Origin of the sequence: Laspinema palackyanum D2c (genome assembly GCF_025370875.1) — a bacterium.
Classification (GTDB): Bacteria; Cyanobacteriota; Cyanobacteriia; order Cyanobacteriales; family Laspinemataceae; genus Laspinema; species Laspinema palackyanum.
Map to the genome: position 1 here is coordinate 364,218 of NZ_JAMXFD010000002.1, position 16,613 is coordinate 380,830.

The following is a 16,613-nucleotide window of genomic DNA, read 5'->3' on the forward strand; positions in this document are numbered from 1 at the left end:
GTGGAATTGTCCCTGAATTATTTCCGGGTGGAATTGTCCCTGAATTATTTTCGGGTGGAATTGTCCCTGAATTATTTGCTGGGGGAATTGTCCCTGAATTATTTGCTGGGGGAATTGTCCCTGAATTATTTGCTGGTGGAATCTCTTGTGTAACGATCGCCTCAACAATATGTCCTGCCTGGGTCACCGTACCATTAGCAGAGATAGGGATAGAGTTACCATTGGCTGCTACAATATTGCTACTGTTCAGACCAACAGAGAGAGTAGAACCTGCTTGTAACCCGTTCAACCCTCCAATGAGCAAATAATTGTTATCTCCTATTGGCACAGTAAAGGAACTCACCCGAATCCCATCAGTAATATCCAGCGGCATTTCCATCGTTCCAACCTGCAAATCTCCCGGATCATAAATACCGTTATTATTAACATCGGAAATTAGCTGCAAATTGCTAAAATTGGTATTTCCAATCCCCGTGGCAGTAACTGCAAAAGTCAGATGATTGGTGATAATGGGTTCATGAACCGCACTCAGACGGAACCGATGCCAAACTGTATGATCAGGGAGGGAAGTAGAAGCAGGAGGAAACTGGTCTAATATTTGACTGACGGAATGTTCATTCAGGGTGAGTACCCCTTTCGGGTTGACGGTTATTGGGATATTTCCCGCCACTTCTAGGGGGGCGACTTTACCCGTATTGCCCAAATCATTCACCGTAATATTAATCGTATCGGCCCCGGAGTAATTCGCACCACTTTGATAAGTCAGGATACTCAAAGCACTATTAATCTCTGCTAGAGTTCCGGTAAAACTCATCGACTGATCCCCAGTCCCATCACCGTTGACAAAGGTCAGATTGAGGAAATTATTTAAGGTGAGGAAACCATTGGTAGCAGATAAATTCACTCGCAGGGGTTGGGTCCCGGTATCCACATCAGCAACGCTAATTCCAGGAATCGATAAATTTATGCTTTGATTAACTACTTGGTTAGTCGGCAGGGTCAAAACTGGGGCATCATTGACCGGATTTACAGTAATAGGGACGGTTTTCGTATCGGTGAGTGCCCCACCACCGCCGTTACCGACATCATTGGCAATAACGGTGAGAGTATCAGGGCCATTAAAATTGGGGAAACCCTGATAAATCAGACCGGCTGTATCGGCTAGAACTTGATTAATTTGGCTGATTGTCCCAGTGAGGATCACGCTATTTGTGCCATTAGCATTGATATTTGTCGCTGCTAGACCCCCAGTTACTCCTGAATTGACTGTGAGAGTGCCATGATTAACTGTTAGGGTGACGGTTATCGCATTAGGTCCCGCATCTGCATCGGCGACGCTAATTCCAGGAATTACCACTGACGTATCTTCATCCACGGATAAAGGCAATAAACTGCTGCCAGTTGTTACAGAAACTGCCGATAGATTAAACTCAGCGCTGGCACTAGGAGTATTGTCCCCAAAAAAGATAAAATTGGGTGTGGTGTAGGGATTTGCCGGTAGAAAACTTGGGCGACTAGCGTTACTGTAATCCCGCAGTTTGCCACTAATTACCCGGATGCCATTGGCGAGGAGTTGGTAGGTTTCTCCTAACACCTCTAACTGATAAACCGACGTATTTGTCGTGGGAAAAGTGACGCTTTCGGGTGAGTTAAGCTTGTGGGTGAATAGAGTATAAGTGTCGAGGGGATATTCCGGGTTAGGTGGGGCGGGAGGTTCGGCAGCACCTGCCTCCTGGACCCAGATTCTATCTTTCCAGAACCCGATTTCTATGCCTTTTTTTCCATCGCTGCTGATGGCGATTAGGCTGAAACCGGCGCGATCGGCAAGGCCATCGCCATTTTTGTCTGGGTTGGGAGTATTTGCACTAGGAATAGAATGGTCTTCAGCCAGAATTTGGGCCGTAAAGTTGATGTTGTAGCCAGTATTTCTGTCTAGCAGGGGGATCCGGTCAGGTCGGGCAATATAACCGGCGTAATCACGGCGATCGCCGCTTGTATTAAGATTGGGCCCATTTTGGGTGGCGGCGATCGGACGATAGGGTAAGGTGCGGTACTCAAAACCTTGGTCATTGGGGGTATCGGGGGTATTCGTGCTATCGTAAAGGGGGAAAGATGCACCGGGAATGGCAATCAGGGGTGCATCGTTTGCAGTGGTGAAATTGATGGTTTTACTGACAGGAATACTCGCACCACCGGGAGCACCTGTGACTTGGAATCGAACGGTGCGATCGCCCTCTAACGGCTTGTCAGAAATATTGCCATAACTAATGTTCCGCATCAAGGCACTAACAGCGGCATGAGTAGCATTCGTGGTGAAATTAATAGTGAGAGGTCTGCCTTGAGTCCCCCCGGTGAAGGTGGCAAAGGGTGTGGGACTGTTGTACCAGATGCCGTTGAGGCCTGGAGAGTCAATACCAGCTACAATTTTGTTGAAACCGCCGCCTTCATTTCTAATCATCAAAATGTCATCGGTTGTAGCACCCGAGGTAAAGTTAATTGTCAGGGTGCCGCCGTTGAAGTTAGGTGAGTTAGGATCGGTGGCAGTGGCGTTGGGGTCAAGAATGGCAAAACCCCCATTTTCGGTATAGGTGAGATTGCCGCTGGGGAGGGTGATTTGGGGGGCGAGGACATTCTGGTAAGCGCCGATCGCCTCCGCAGAAAAGGGAATTTGCACTTCAATCGCACCTGTGCGCGCTTCCAGTTCCCAGTCTCCCCCCAAAGCGGCGTTACCTGTCAGGTTATCACTGGCGGCAATATCAGCCCCAGTGATGGCGGCAAGGCGATCGACAAATCCTCCCAAGTCAGCGGCGAGATTGCACCCGTAGAGTTGGATATCCGCATCAGAGGTAAGGAACTTTGCCCATTGAGAGATTTCCGCTTCTGGGAGGGTTTCGGCGGTGAAAACCTGGTTTCCCAAGTGTAACATCCCGGATTGGGCATGAGAGAGAATATGAAGTCCGTCGAGGGGTTGTTTTTGATGGGAGAGAATCTCACTAATTTGGGCGATCGCATCCCGGTTGGGGTCTAACACCACAACTTGTAATTCTGCGGGGGTACTGGCGATGAGGGTTTCATATCCAGTCACTGTGGGGTCAGCAAATAGAATTTCTCTGGGGGAGGTGTTTTCCCAGATGGGATAGAGGGGGCTTGTAGATTCCGGGAGCAAAAATGGCATAGTTTATGGTTCGTGGATAAAAGTAGGGTAATCGCATCTATATCAGGTCGTGACCCGGAAGGAAACACTACATATCCAATACCCGGTCATGCCCACGCTAAACACCGCATCTTGAACAATGCTGTACCTCACCAGATTGAACTGACTCTAATCTTAATATATAGTAACCCTATTATTTCTGAGGAGATTATCCCAACTCTCCTAGACAACACCAAGCGGCTTTTTGCAGTCCAGTTGGTGTTGCTATCTTCACAGATTTTAACCCGCTAAAATACTTAAACTCCCTCGATCCCCATTTAACTCCACCGGGACTCCGACAGGCAAGGCAGCATTTTCGCCATCATGTCCGAAGGGTAAATCTGAGACAATGGGAATGTCTAAATCTACCAGGCGATCGCGCAAGACTTCGCTCACGGTAAAACTGGACTTACTGGCTAACGTATCACATTGACTAAATCTGCCTAATGCAATTCCCCTCACTCCCGTTAATGCACCCATCATCCGCCATTGAGTCAGCATCCGATCAATGCGATAGGGGGCTTCTCCCACATCCTCAAAGGCTAAAATGGCTCCATCTAACACAGGTTGGGCGGAAGTGCCTAAAAGGTGGGTGGCAACGGTGAGATTGGCGGGGAGTAAATATCCTGTGGCGCTACCATTTCCCCATCCATTGCCTTGGAGAGGGGGGATTGTCTTGCCTTCGACAAAATCAAATAAGCGGGAAAGGGTCCAATCGGGTTCAGCGGCGATCGTGGTGAGGAGGGGACCATGCACTCCGACGATGCCGGTTTTACTTAGACTCCATAACAAGCTGGTAATGTCGGAAAATCCGATTAACCATTTGGGCGGGGAGGTTTCTGGGGTCCAGGTCCAATCTTCTAAAATTCGGGCCCCCCCATATCCGCCTCGGACGCAGAGGATAGCGCGACACTCAGGGTCTTGCCATGCGGTGGCGAGTTGTTGACGCCGATCGCGATCGGTGCCTGCCAAATATCCCCAACTGTTGTCATAACCCGCAGTCAGTTCCACGCGATACCCGCGCGATCGCCAAATCTCTAGCCCCTTCTCAAACACCGACTGCTCTCGCAGAGCCCCACTAGGGGCAACTGCCCGCAACAAATCCCCCGGTTTTAATGCCGGTGGCACAACTCGATTCAAATTTAACCCCGCGATTTCCGATGCCATTGTGTTTTCCACCCTCCCTTATTTATTGATAATTTATCACCCCTAATTTGCTTAACTTCCGGCTCTTTTTCACCTAAAAAATTCGGAAATTTTTACACCCTAAAAATATCATATACCTTTTTAAAATCCTCCACAGCCCGAGAACTTGGCTTAAAAATCACCCGAATTCAAGTCTCAGACTCTTCCTGGCACATGACCTACTTATGAACAGGCCAACCGAGTGCTTATTCACAGGCCAACTACGGAATATCTTCTGGATAAGTTTCCGTTGGAGGGGACCAATTTTGTAACGAAGAACGGGATTCAGAATTAGCACCGGGACGGAGGCGATTGAGTTGGGATAAGGCCCACTGTGCCGCTTCTCGGACCTCGGGATCGGAATCTTCCGAAGCGTGGCGCAGGAGTTGACTGGTTTGGGAGACTAAATCATAGATGCGGGTTAAATCCCGAATCGCATTTTTACGCACTTCCGGATTGCTATCTTGCAGGGACAGAATCAAAGCGCGATTCATCGGTTGCAGTGTCCGATTTCCGATTTCCGCCAAGGATGCCAGGATTAAACTGCGCTGCCGAGAATCGGAATCCATTAATAAAGTAACCAAGGGTTGCATCGCCCGAGAGTCCCCCTTTTGTCCGAGTTCCCAAATCGCTTTGCGTCGTTGAGTCGGGACTCGACTTTGCAACTCTTCGATTAAGGTTTCGATCGCATCAATTTTGGCAAGCTGAGGGGGTTCACTCCGGGCTAACCCTTCTTCTGGAGGAGGGGGAGTAGGGGGAATCCCTGATGATGGAGGGAGTTTGGGGGAGGGTTCTATCGCCCTCTCGTTGTAGCCATTGCCGTGATGGGGTGGCACTGGGGCCTGGTCAACTGGCTCCCGCTTCTCTAACACCGGAGATTCCAACTCGGGTTGGGGACCCATTTCTGATTCTGAAAACTGATCCGGTGGGTCCTTGAACCCTTCAGGACTCTCGGGTATTTCCTCCCCTTCTTCATCATCAACTGCTTCACTGGAATGGGTAAGCAAATAAAAGCCCCCCGCAAAGATTCCGGCAAAGGCAAGAGTCCCGAAACTCAGCAGTAACAGCCAGAAAAGGTCTTTTCGGCTAAAACGATTTCTGGGAGGGCGTTCAGGTTTGGTGGCGGGTTCGGGTTGATTTTGGGCCAGTTCCAGGGGTTCCGGGGTTGCCCTAATCGGCAACTCCGGATGGGGGGATAGACTCCCAGAGGGGTCCGGAGTAGTCTGAGTTGGGGCGCGATCGCGAAGCGAGGGCAGATCCCCGGGGACTGGAGTCCGTGGAATCTCTCCCAGGGAGAGAGTTTGGGATGTAACAGTGGCTGGGATTTGATGAATCAAACTCCCACCTTCGGCACTGGTAAAATCTCCCAGGCCGGTTAAAGTAGTAATCAGTAATAAAACGGGATGGTAGGCGATCATAATAGGGGTACAGATCCAACCAGTTGATCCAAAGAAAGCATGACACTAAGCTAACTTGCTTTCTGTTCCCAACGCGATGCGCTAAGAATACAATCCCTTTAATAGCACACCGGAATGATCGCAATCTTCAGCTAGGGGGATTTGGCTAGAATCAGTCAACCTCGGATGGCTTAACCTTCTGAATCTGAAACTCGAAGTTGAATGGGAATTTCAACCGGGTGACCTTCCGACCCTTTCAAGACGGGGATCGGTTCCGATGAGGGATGTTCGCTACTGGGGATGTAGCGAGTGGATGCACGGGATGTTCTGAGTTTCTGGGTCAAAGTTGCGATCGCACCGGCAGGGAGTTGTTCGCGTTGATTAATCAGGTAGATGCTAATCAGAGTGAGGATAACACCACTCCACTGTAACCCAGAGAGGGTTTCGGATAAAAATAGATTCCCGAAGAGAATGGCAAAAACTGGGGTCATAAAGGTTAGGGAACTCAGACTGGTGAGGTTCCCCTTGGAAGCAAAGTAGAAAAATAAGCCATAGGCGATCGCCGATCCAAAGACGGTAGAGTAACCCAATGCCATCCACCCATTCCAGTCTAAATGCACCCACTGCTCAGATTCCGTGAGTCCTGACAACATCCACAACGGCAAGCCCCCAATAATCATGTGCCAGCCTGTAGCAACAACTGGATCAGCATAACGGCATACAAATCGTACCATAATTGTCCCCGCTGCCATTGACAGGGCCGCCAATAGCATTAACCATTCGCCACTCTGAAATAACCCGGAAAGTTGCAGGGGCGGTACTGTGAAGGAACCGTTAAACAAGCCCCAAATCCAGGCATCGGGTAAACCAATCAGACTAATACCCAGAATACCCAGTCCCAACCCCAGAAAACCCCAGCCTCCAATGATTTCTCCAAACAGCCATGCACTCAACAGGGCCACCGCGAGGGGTTGGGAGTCAATCATCACCGAACCCAAACCGGCACCCGTTTTGACTAATCCTTCCGCGAGAAACCCTTGAAATAGGAACCCATCGACGGCGGCAAAGAGGGAAATCCATAACCAGGCTTGCCATCCCCGGGGTTGAGGACGTCCGGCGATCGCCCCTACGGCCAACACCAACAGTCCCGCTGGAACTAACCGCACCCCCGCCATAAACAGGGGTGTGGTACTGGTGAGGGTGCCTTTCATCGCCACCATTGCCGTACCCCAGAGGAAAAATGGAGCAATCATTAATAGGGGCGTGAATGAGAATTTAGATTCTGTTAATTTGAGTTGCATAAGCCTTTATATTGGGATGCCGTTTTATTTCCGGCGATGGAACTAGGGGTGAAAAAATTACTTTTATAACAGGATTGTAGCAAATTATGTACTTTTGTTACAAACTTGAAACAAAGCCAGCCCCCAGTTCAAAGAGCAAGGCACAACGAGTCGGACCCGACTGATTGCACAAATCAAGTAAAATGTCAACCTAAAATGAACAACTCAAAGATAAGGCAAACTATAAATTGAAGTGCCAAGACGACACAGAACCCTGACTAAAGACAGGCATCCTGAATTCTGACCGGACTCCCTTTGGCAGTTTATTTTCCCGCTCAACTGATTTATATTGCTTCGTGCTACTGAACTATGATTTGGCCTTTTCGGAAATTTCGGAAAAAAATTGCTCGTATTGAAATTAACGGTGCTATTAACGGGACAACCCGTAAAACGGTGCTTGCCGCCCTCAAAACCATAGAAGAGAGAAAATTTCCAGCCTTACTCTTACGGATTGATAGCCCTGGAGGGACCGTTGGGGACTCCCAGGAAATTTACAAAGCCCTGAAACGACTGAGCCAAACCGTAAAAATCGTCGCTAGTTTTGGGAATATTTCCGCATCCGGTGGGGTTTACATCGGCATGGGTGCTCCGCATATCGTCGCGAATCCGGGTACGATTACAGGAAGCATTGGGGTGATTCTCCGGGGAAATAACTTAGAACGACTGCTCGAAAAAGTCGGCGTTTCCTTCCAAGTGATTAAATCGGGACCTTACAAAGACATTTTGAGTTTTGACCGGGAACTGACGCCACCGGAACAAGAAATACTCCAAGAGATGATCGATACCAGTTATCTCCAGTTCGTCCAAACCATTGCGGATGAACGATCCCTGAGTGTAGAGCAGGTGAAAAGTTTTGCCGATGGGCGGATTTTTACGGGAGAACAAGCCGTGGAATTGGGAGTCGTAGACCGATTAGGGACTGAGGAAGATGCCCGAATCTGGGCCGCAGAACTCGCGGGTCTTGACCCTAAAAAAACTGAGTGTTACACCTTGGAGGACCGCAAACCGCTCTTAAATCGTTTGCTGGCAAGCACCTTGGGTTCTAAGGGTGTTTTAGCTGGGATCGATTGGTTTGAATTTGAGATTTCTCATAATGGACAGCCCCTTTGGTTGTATCGACCATAAGGATCTCATGTCTAATGTCGTTTTACCAAGGCGCAAGGACAAACGACAAACGATAAACCACAAATGACCCAAACTAGAAAAGGAGGATTTTTGGCGTGGAGTGGACAGTTAAGGCAATTCGTGGAGCAATTACAGCCTCGGACAATACGATTGAGGCGATTCGAGAGGCGGTGAATGAACTGCTTGACGAATTAGAAGCCCGAAATAAGCTGGATCCCGAGTTAATTATTAGTGCGACTTTTTCCGTGACGCGGGATTTGGATGCGATTTTCCCAGCAGCGATCGCCCGTCAACGGCCCAACTGGGAAAATGTCCCGTTGTTGGATGTGCAGCATATGTACGTTCAGGGAGATTTAGAGCGATGTATTCGATTTTTGATTCATGTCAACGTTGCCTCACCCCACACAGAGATTTATCATCCCTATCTGCGTCATGCGAAAAATCTTAGACCGGATTTGAGTTTTACCTCTGTTGGGGAATGGTGAGGGGGACAGATCAAACCCTCACGGGGGTCCAAGAGTAGAAAAAAAGCCCGTAAGCGATCGCCCCTCCAAGGCCCAGAAGTAGGAGCCAAGAACAGCCCCTATCTCCTGGATCCGGTATGAGGGGCGATTGTTTTAAACTTTTTCGAGTTTGCGATCGCCACGATGCCGGTGATGAAACCGAATCCCCAGAACCACATCGTACAGGAAACTCCAAAAGTCTTTTCCCTGGAAAATTCCCAGACACAAAGGCGATCCTTTCGCTTCTAAAAGGGGTCGGGTTTCCCGATAAGCGCGCTGGTAGTAGTACCAGGGAATCGAGGGCCAGAGATGGTGAATCAGATGGTAATTCTGTCCCAAGATTAGGATATTGAGAATGGGACTGGCATAAATCCGGGCATTTTTCCAGCGATCGCGTTCTGTAAAGGGTCGATGGGGCAGATAATCAAAAAACAATCCCAGGGCCAACCCCACCACTAACGCCGGAGAAAACCAAAAATTGAGAATGTAGCCCAAACAGTCATATTGGCAAGCCACATAGACAATAGTTGCTACAAACAAGCGGCTCAAAAACCATTCCAACAGCTCATATTTGCGCCACAGTCGCCGTTTAAAGAAAAAGATCTCGTGGTAAAAAAACCGCGCCGCAATTAGCCATAGGGGACCCCCAGTGGAAACAAAGTGGTCCGGGTCATTCTCCGGGTCATTGACATTGGCGTGATGCTGATGATGAACCCGAGTAAACACAGGGAAGGCAAATCCCAGCATCAAGGCGCTGCCATGACCTAAGATGGCGTTCATGAGGCGATCGCGGTGGGCCACATTATGGGAAGCATCGTGAATCACCGTCCCCGCCAAATGCAGGGCCAGAACATTCGTACAAAAACAGCACCATTCGGGCCAGTCTAGCCGCCAGTATCCCAAGGTCGAGAGCGCGATCAAGGCGAGTGCGCCAAAAAACATCAGCAGGGTCGGATTGAAGTCGCCGGGAGGCCCCAGTAACTCTTTCGGAACAGTTCGGGGCGGCATCGCCTCTGGCATTGTCGTCGTAACTCCTTTCAACAGATCCTCAAAAAATGTATGATAAGCATTCTTAAATATAAAGTTTTGTGAATCCCTGAGTCTAATCCTAGAGATTTCTATAAAGATTATTTATAGGTACGAGACTCAATGGTTAATTAGCTGCAACTGTCTTTGAGGGTACAACCAAAAAGCCAGTCGATCTACGGACTGCTTTCATCTCTACCACTTTTTCGAGGATTATAGTAGGAGTCTTTAGCAGCTAATTTTTTGATGAAACACTACCCTCATCAGCTAGGGACGTACTTCTACCCCCCCTTGGACGTTCATGCAATTCCGAAACTTTCTGCGTCGAACCAAAATTGTCGCTACCATAGGCCCTGCTACCAGTCAGCCGGACATCCTCCGAGAACTGATTGAAGCCGGTGCAACCACCCTGCGACTCAATTTCTCCCACGGGACCCACGAAGATCATCAGCGAAGCATTCGCCTGATCCGACAGACCTCGTTTGAACTCAATCAGCCGGTAGGAATTCTCCAAGACCTCCAGGGCCCTAAAATTCGCCTGGGCAAGTTTGAAGAAGGGTCAATTTACCTGCAAAAAGGTGACCCCTTCATTTTGACCAGCCGATTCCTGTCCTGCAACCAAAACATTGCCTGCGTCACCTATCCACCCCTCGCCGATGAAGTTCCTGAAGGGGCCACAATCCTCCTGGATGATGGTCGCGTCGAAATGCGGGTGGAGAAGGTGGACCGGGTGACCCGAGAACTCCACTGTCGCACGGTGGTCAGTGGGACCCTCTCCAACAACAAGGGGGTGAACTTCCCCGGGGTCTACCTGTCTATCAAGGCCCTCACGGAAAAAGACCGGGAAGATTTACTCTTTGGTCTGGATCAAGGGGTGGATTGGGTGGCCCTGAGTTTTGTTCGCAATCCCCAGGACATTCTCGAAATCAAAGAATTAATCTCCGCTAGTGGCAAAAACGTTCCGGTGATTGCCAAAATTGAAAAGCACGAAGCGGTGGAACAAATGGAAGCCATTCTCCCCTTATGCGATGGCATTATGGTGGCGCGGGGGGACCTGGGCGTAGAAATTCCCGCTGAGGAAGTCCCGATTGTTCAAAAACGCTTGATTGCCACCTGCAACCGTTTGGGGATTCCGGTGATTACGGCAACCCAAATGTTGGACAGTATGGTGCATAGCCCCCGGGCGACTCGGGCGGAGATTTCTGACGTAGCCAATGCTATCCTCGATGGTACTGATGCGGTGATGCTCTCCAATGAAACGGCTGTAGGGAAACATCCCATTGAGGCGGTGGCAACGATGGCCCGAATTGCCTGTCGCATTGAACATGATCAGACGATTGGTCAGGGTTCTGCTTACGATCGCAGTCGTTCGATTCCCAATGCCATTAGTCAAGCGGTGGTCAAAATTGCTCAACAACTGGATGCCGGGGCGATTATGACCTTGACCAAATCCGGGGCCACTGCCCGAAATGTCTCGAAGTTCCGTCCCCAAACCCCGATTCTGGCAGTGACCCCTCATGTGGATGTGGCCCGCCAGTTGCAATTGGTTTGGGGGGTTAAACCCTTGTTAGTTTTAGATTTACCTTCCACTGGACAAACGTTCCAAGCGGCCATTAATGTGGCCCTGGAAAAAGACCTGCTGCAAGAAGGAGACTTGGTGGTGATGACTGCGGGTACTCTCCAAGGGGTTTCGGGTTCGACGGACCTGGTTAAGGTGGAAGTGGTGACGGCGGTCCTCGGTAAGGGGATCGGTTTGGGTCAAGGTTCGGTGAGTGGTCGGGCGCGAGTGGCGCAGACTGCCCTGGATGTGGGCAATTTTGGTCCCGGGGAAATTCTCGTGGCCCCGCGCACCAATGCGGATTATATTGATGCGATTCGCAAAGCGTCGGGAATTGTCACCGAAGATGAGAGTTTGACTTCTCATGCGGCGGTGATCGGGTTGCGCTTAGGTGTTCCGGTGATTGTTGGGGTCAAGAATGCCACGCAGTTGATTCGCGAAGGGGCGATTCTAACGATGGATATGGAGCGTGGGTTGGTTTACTCCGGTGCAATGTCCCAAACTGATACCGTTTTGACGACTTGAGGGAAGGGGGTCGAGGGACGGGTGGAAGTCTGAAGGATGAAGGGGGAAGGGTCGGCAGATCCCCCCCTTGATTTTTTTGCGGGTTCAAGTTTGCGGAGGAGTTCTTCGTGATTTGTCTCTATCTTTCAGATGGATGCCGCTTCAGAAGGTCCGATCGCCGGGATGATTTCTGGATGGAAGAGGCGGTTGGGTTTGCGGGAACGGAGACGATCTCCCGGTTGTGATCAGCTACGGACTGACAACGGGATCAAGATGTGCGATCGCCTCCGCACCCACTGCGGCCCGTCCTTGGATTGTTTGAGTTTCAAAACCCATTAAACTAGCGGCGATTGATAACGATAACTGAGGGTGATTTTTTTGAAAAAATCCTCAAAAATTCGGACAGATCTCCAGCAACTGCGCCAATATGAGGTATAGATAAATAAGCCTGCTAAAAATTAAATATCGACACAGCAATGCCCAAACAGCAGTTTAATCTCAATCTCTCAACCAGCTTGATGAATGCTATGAGTCACAAGGCCAAAGTAGACGGGATTAGCCTAGAGGACCTCGCGCTATCGGCTATTTCCGAGTATGTCGGCTATACCCCTTTAGCACCCAAAGCGGCTCTCGATAAGCGGTTGGTGGTGATGGAAACTCGGATTGCCAAGCTGGAGGCATCCTTGGGGGAATCAGTCGCCTGACTGGTATTCCCACCAGTCAGGCACTCCCTCCCCTCACCCAACTGCAATTAGCTAGACGCTTTGGGATTAACCCCTCTAGTGTCTCTCGCCAAAAAAATAAGCCCAATTTCTGCGATTGGACTCGGGATAAAGATCCAGATGGAGTCAGTTGGCTCCATAAGAAGGGTAAGTTTTACCCGCAAGTGTAAAACAAGGTGAGAATAAATTCAGGAGATCGGTTTGAGACTACTAATTAGGGCAATAAGGGCGCGATAGGAATCGCGCTTTTATTTTGGAGTCATGATGGGTAAGTCGATATGGGAGGGATAGATGGCGTTCCGATGCAGGGTTAGGGTGGCGTTTCCTTGGGCCGGATATCGGGCAAAGGTGTCGGCATCATGACCGGCGATCGCCACTCGCAAGCGATGTCCTTTCTGAATTAGGACTGAGGTGGGTAATAAATCAAAGGACAGTTCCATGATTTCCCCCGGTTGTTGTGGTTGTCCATCTTGTCGTTCAAAGGAATGATAAGGTCCAAAGACTGCATAAGGGGGTTTTTCTGGAGAAATCTGCCGATGCAGCGATCGCAATTGTCCCTCGGTTACATATAGCACTTCTCCCTCTGGAGCAATATCTTCTAAATATACATAAAATGCGCCATCGTTGACCGTAGAACTCACATAAAATGTAACTACCGGATGCCCTGTAATTTCCATCGCTTCAGAAAGAGGGCTGCTTGTATAGGTCAATAATTTTTGGTCTTCCCTAGTACGGTTGTTGTATATCACATCTGTTCCCCCCGCTTTGGTATGCCAGCGGTTCTGGGTGCCGGTAGTGGCCTCAAAGTTCACCGCATATTCATCGGTTCCCGCTTCTGTCTGAGGTGCAGTTTGGGTCAAACGGTTATCCTCACCAAAATACCAGGATTGGGAGACAATGCCTTGAGGCGGCCAAACTGGGGTGGTCTTCCATTGGTCCTCTACCATTGTGTAATAGCGAATTTCCCGGGTAATGGGGGGGCGGCTGCTATCGGGTTTCAAATAGGTATCAAAAAACTCTAACAATTCTTCGATTTGTTCATACAGGGGCGGGTCCGGAGACAGATCCGCTGGTTGATAGGGACTAGCATCTTCCGTCCCGCCATGATTCCAGGCCCCGATGACGACTTTCTGGGGATTACTATAGGTGAGAAATCGACTGAGTGCACCATTGGCAGTTCCCGCATCTAACCAACTGGCAATACTAAATATAGGCACTTGGGACTGGGAGATTTCTTCTTGGAAGCGGTAGGGGCTAAAAGCTGGGAGAGTTACCCCGGTTGTGCCATAGCGATCATCGCGATAGGTGATGGTTTGGGCGGCTTGATATACATCCAGGTTAGCAATGCGATCGCGGATGGCTTCTGCTTGTAGGGTCCCATCGCGATCGGCATCGACAGGTTTTGCCCCGGTAATCACCACTTTCATGGCGTCACAAATGGCCCCTTCCAATTGTTCCATTAAACAAACAAAGTTGGCATCGTTGGCATCTAATTGTCGATTGTTTTCACTCCATCGTCGGACAAACCATTCATTAAAAATCCCGCCGGGAAAGGCGAGTTGGGTGTAAGGGTCAAAGTCATTAAATCGGGGGGCGATCGCTTGGACTGCGGGATGATTTAATCGCCCTAAAAATTCTGTGGCATTCCCCGCATAAGAGGTGCCATAGCTGCCAACTTTGCCATTGGACCAAGGTTGGGCAATAATCCAATCAACGATTTCTCCATAGTCTTGAATTTCATCTGGGGACCAAGGATAGATTTGAGTTCCGAAGGAGGAACCCGTCCCTCTGGCATCGACTAAAACTAACGCATAACCGGCATTATTTGCCAGTTGCGCCTCGGGATAGTTCGGGTCAAATTCGGGAAAATAGCCCATAATTCCCAGCGATCGCCAGTAGCGGTCCATCCGCATCAGGGTGGGGACTTTTTCACCCGGGTTTAATTGTTTCGGCAACCAGATATCAATGGCAATTTTGACGCCATCGCCCATGGTTACATACAATGCTTGGTTGGTGGGGTAACGGGATGAATCCAGGTTTTCTATACCGATGACCCCGGATAAGGGAGAGACTTTTGCCCAGGTTTCTCCTGCGGGTTCCAGTCCAAAAATTAGGGTAAAAATTAGGGAGAGGGTGAAGAGGAGGGGGCGATGCCATCTGGGTTTACACCGTCTCCGGTGAGTGTTCATAAAGGACTATTTTTAGAGACTGCACTGTTTCTATTTTAAACGGGAGTTTTGATTCCGGTGATGGGGAATTTTGGGGGGATTCAAGGGTCCAATTGAGCCAGGAGGGACTCGGAAACGGAATGTCTCGGACTGATGTCCTTTGGAGGCGATCGCAGCGGATGCAGAATGAGATTGATGGAGGATATTGGGGGATGGACAAGGTATCCCACCCCCAATATCCTCCATCATGCCTTTTCCCTCGGAAGCAGAATCAACCGGGAGTCACTCTCCAGAAAAATTTGTCACGTTGTCCCAAGTCAGCTATAAACTAAATAAATTCACTCCCTAGGTCATGGGTACAGTTTTAGACCCCAGGAAAAAGAAACCGGGTTTTTGCCCCGATTGGTTGCTAAATCGTAAAAAGTTGGGGAAAAAACCCGGGTTTTAACCTCTACAGTACCGAAGTCCTAAGAAGTGCTTTCCTCGGATTATCCCCATTGATGCTGAAATTACCTAGAACTCCCAATGTTAAACAATAAAAAGCAAATATTCGGTTGGGTGATGTACGACTGGGCAAATTCTGCCTACGTTACCACGGTATTGGTTGCCCTTTTGCCGCCTTACTTTGCCGCCGTCGTCGTTCCCCGGGAAGGAATAAATATAGGCGGGGCCTTTTTTACCGCCGAGTCCATTTGGGCCGTGATGATTAGTTTTTCGGCCTTTGTGATGTTCGTTTTTGCCCCTATTTTAGGAGCAATTTCTGATTTTTCTGCGGCAAAAAAGCGCTTTCTAATGCTGTTTTGCTATGGGGGAAGTTTGGCAACGGTTGCCCTAGTTTTTTCGAGTTCTGGGGATATCTTGCAGACGATGATATTGTTTGTGATTGCTCAAATTTGTTTTGTGGGGTCGAATATTTTTTATGATGCCTTTCTGCCGCAAATTGCTTCAGATGACCAAATCGATTGGGTTTCGGGGAAAGGGTTTGCTTTTGGTTATGTGGGCGGGGGACTGCAATTGGCCCTGTCTTTGGGATTGGTTACGGGACATGATGTTATAGGGATTTCCCAGGAACTTGCCGTCCGACTGGCGATCGCAATGGCCGGTTTATGGTGGGGGGGATTTGCCATTATTACCTTTTTAAATGTGAAAGAAGAACCCCCAGTAGAATCTTTACCTGCCGCTTATCACCATTTGCCGAAATGGAGGGCTTATACTGAAGTCGGACTCATCAGAATTGTGGTTACCCTCCGCAAGGTTAAACAGTTTAAACACCTGTTATTATTTCTGATTGCCTATTTGCTCTACAATAATGGCATTCAAACCGTTATGGCAATGGCAACCATCTACGGACAGCAAGAAATCGGTCTAGGAACTACAACTTTGATGGTGACGTTATTATTTATTCAATTTGTTAGTGTTTTTGGGGCATTAAGCTTTAGCAAATTGGCAGAAAGAATAACGTCCAAAAAAGCCTTGATGCTGAGTTTGGTCGGCTGGTGTTTGGTGATTGTTTATGCCTATTTTCTGACCAATGCCACGGAATATTTTATTTTAGGCGGAATTGTCGGCATCGTGCAAGGGGGGTCTCAAGCGCTCAGTCGCTCGTTTTATGGGGCAATGATTCCTATTCATGCCTCAGCGGAGTTTTATGGATTTTACTCGGTTTTTACCAAAGGTTCAGCGATTTTAGGTCCGTTAACCTTTGCGGCGATCGGCTTAATTACCGGCAGCAACCGTCTCGCTATTTTAGGGGTGATTGTCTTCTTCATTTCGGGGTTAATTTTGTTGGCTTCTGTAGATGTAGAACGAGCCAAAGAGGCTAGAAATTCGGTGGAATTTAGTCAACATTAGAGGGCTTGAACCCGCACCCTTCCGGGTGTGGGTTTTTATTG

General features: G+C 49.1%; 12 protein-coding genes. 5 read left to right on the top strand and 7 right to left on the bottom strand.

Annotated elements, in window-relative coordinates:
• The 4 genes from NG795_RS04255 to NG795_RS04270 form a co-directional block, all read right to left on the bottom strand.
• Positions 1-3,175, bottom strand: a 3,175-nt coding sequence (locus tag NG795_RS04255; RefSeq protein WP_367287425.1) for a DUF4347 domain-containing protein, incomplete at its 3' end; no start/stop codon positions are given.
• 258 nt (positions 3,176-3,433) lie between these two features.
• Positions 3,434-4,360: a S66 peptidase family protein gene (locus NG795_RS04260; RefSeq protein WP_367287426.1), complete on the bottom strand. Its 927-nt coding sequence runs from the start codon at positions 4,358-4,360 to the stop codon at positions 3,434-3,436.
• 239 nt (positions 4,361-4,599) lie between these two features.
• Positions 4,600-5,796 (bottom strand): HEAT repeat domain-containing protein, encoded by a 1,197-nt coding sequence (locus NG795_RS04265; RefSeq protein ID WP_367287427.1) that lies wholly within the window; start codon positions 5,794-5,796, stop codon positions 4,600-4,602.
• A gap of 170 nt (positions 5,797-5,966) precedes the next feature.
• Complete coding sequence (locus tag NG795_RS04270; protein ID WP_367287428.1) at positions 5,967-7,076, bottom strand: DMT family transporter; 1,110 nt, start codon at positions 7,074-7,076, stop codon at positions 5,967-5,969.
• A 348-nt stretch (positions 7,077-7,424) separates the two neighbouring features.
• On the opposite strand from NG795_RS04270, the gene sppA reads away from it, so the two are divergent.
• Positions 7,425-8,240: a signal peptide peptidase SppA gene (gene sppA, locus NG795_RS04275; protein WP_367287429.1), complete on the top strand. Its 816-nt coding sequence runs from the start codon at positions 7,425-7,427 to the stop codon at positions 8,238-8,240.
• A 95-nt stretch (positions 8,241-8,335) separates the two neighbouring features.
• The gene (gene aroH, locus NG795_RS04280) at positions 8,336-8,725 is read left to right on the top strand and encodes a chorismate mutase (RefSeq protein ID WP_367287430.1); all 390 of its coding nucleotides are present in this window, start codon (positions 8,336-8,338) and stop codon (positions 8,723-8,725) included.
• A 132-nt stretch (positions 8,726-8,857) separates the two neighbouring features.
• Here aroH and crtR read toward each other — a convergent pair whose 3' ends face one another.
• Complete coding sequence (crtR, locus tag NG795_RS04285) at positions 8,858-9,763, bottom strand: beta-carotene hydroxylase (protein ID WP_367287594.1); 906 nt, start codon at positions 9,761-9,763, stop codon at positions 8,858-8,860.
• A 307-nt stretch (positions 9,764-10,070) separates the two neighbouring features.
• Between crtR and pyk the strand changes: the two genes are divergently transcribed.
• Together pyk and NG795_RS04295 are read left to right on the top strand one after the other, a co-directional pair.
• Positions 10,071-11,852, top strand: a complete 1,782-nt coding sequence (gene pyk / locus NG795_RS04290) for a pyruvate kinase (protein ID WP_367287431.1) — start codon at positions 10,071-10,073, stop codon at positions 11,850-11,852.
• Between the two features lie 455 nt (positions 11,853-12,307).
• Positions 12,308-12,535 carry a hypothetical protein gene (locus tag NG795_RS04295; protein ID WP_367287432.1) on the top strand — a complete coding sequence of 76 codons (228 nt, stop codon included), beginning with the start codon at positions 12,308-12,310 and terminating at the stop codon, positions 12,533-12,535.
• A 266-nt stretch (positions 12,536-12,801) separates the two neighbouring features.
• Here the strand turns inward: NG795_RS04295 and NG795_RS04300 are convergent, their stop codons facing one another.
• Together NG795_RS04300 and NG795_RS04305 are read right to left on the bottom strand one after the other, a co-directional pair.
• Entirely contained in the window at positions 12,802-14,742 is a 1,941-nt protein-coding gene (locus NG795_RS04300; RefSeq protein ID WP_367287433.1) for a CocE/NonD family hydrolase, read from the bottom strand.
• Positions 14,743-14,772: 30 nt separating this feature from the next.
• On the bottom strand, positions 14,773-14,970 hold the full coding sequence (locus NG795_RS04305; protein ID WP_367287434.1) for a hypothetical protein: 198 nt from the start codon (positions 14,968-14,970) through the stop codon (positions 14,773-14,775).
• 276 nt (positions 14,971-15,246) lie between these two features.
• Here NG795_RS04305 and NG795_RS04310 point away from each other — a divergent pair, with 276 nt between their 5' ends.
• On the top strand, positions 15,247-16,572 hold the full coding sequence (locus NG795_RS04310; protein WP_367287435.1) for an MFS transporter: 1,326 nt from the start codon (positions 15,247-15,249) through the stop codon (positions 16,570-16,572).
• Positions 16,573-16,613: the final 41 nt, after the last annotated feature.

Coding starts and splice junctions, on each gene's coding strand:
- NG795_RS04260 (WP_367287426.1), bottom strand. CDS start 4,360: ATGGCATCGGAAATCGCGGGGTTAAATTTGAATCGAGTTGTGCCACCG.
- NG795_RS04265 (WP_367287427.1), bottom strand. CDS start 5,796: ATGATCGCCTACCATCCCGTTTTATTACTGATTACTACTTTAACCGGC.
- NG795_RS04270 (WP_367287428.1), bottom strand. CDS start 7,076: ATGCAACTCAAATTAACAGAATCTAAATTCTCATTCACGCCCCTATTA.
- sppA (WP_367287429.1), top strand. CDS start 7,425: ATGATTTGGCCTTTTCGGAAATTTCGGAAAAAAATTGCTCGTATTGAA.
- crtR (WP_367287594.1), bottom strand. CDS start 9,763: ATGCCAGAGGCGATGCCGCCCCGAACTGTTCCGAAAGAGTTACTGGGG.
- pyk (WP_367287431.1), top strand. CDS start 10,071: ATGCAATTCCGAAACTTTCTGCGTCGAACCAAAATTGTCGCTACCATA.
- NG795_RS04295 (WP_367287432.1), top strand. CDS start 12,308: ATGCCCAAACAGCAGTTTAATCTCAATCTCTCAACCAGCTTGATGAAT.
- NG795_RS04300 (WP_367287433.1), bottom strand. CDS start 14,742: ATGAACACTCACCGGAGACGGTGTAAACCCAGATGGCATCGCCCCCTC.
- NG795_RS04305 (WP_367287434.1), bottom strand. CDS start 14,970: ATGATGGAGGATATTGGGGGTGGGATACCTTGTCCATCCCCCAATATC.
- NG795_RS04310 (WP_367287435.1), top strand. CDS start 15,247: ATGTTAAACAATAAAAAGCAAATATTCGGTTGGGTGATGTACGACTGG.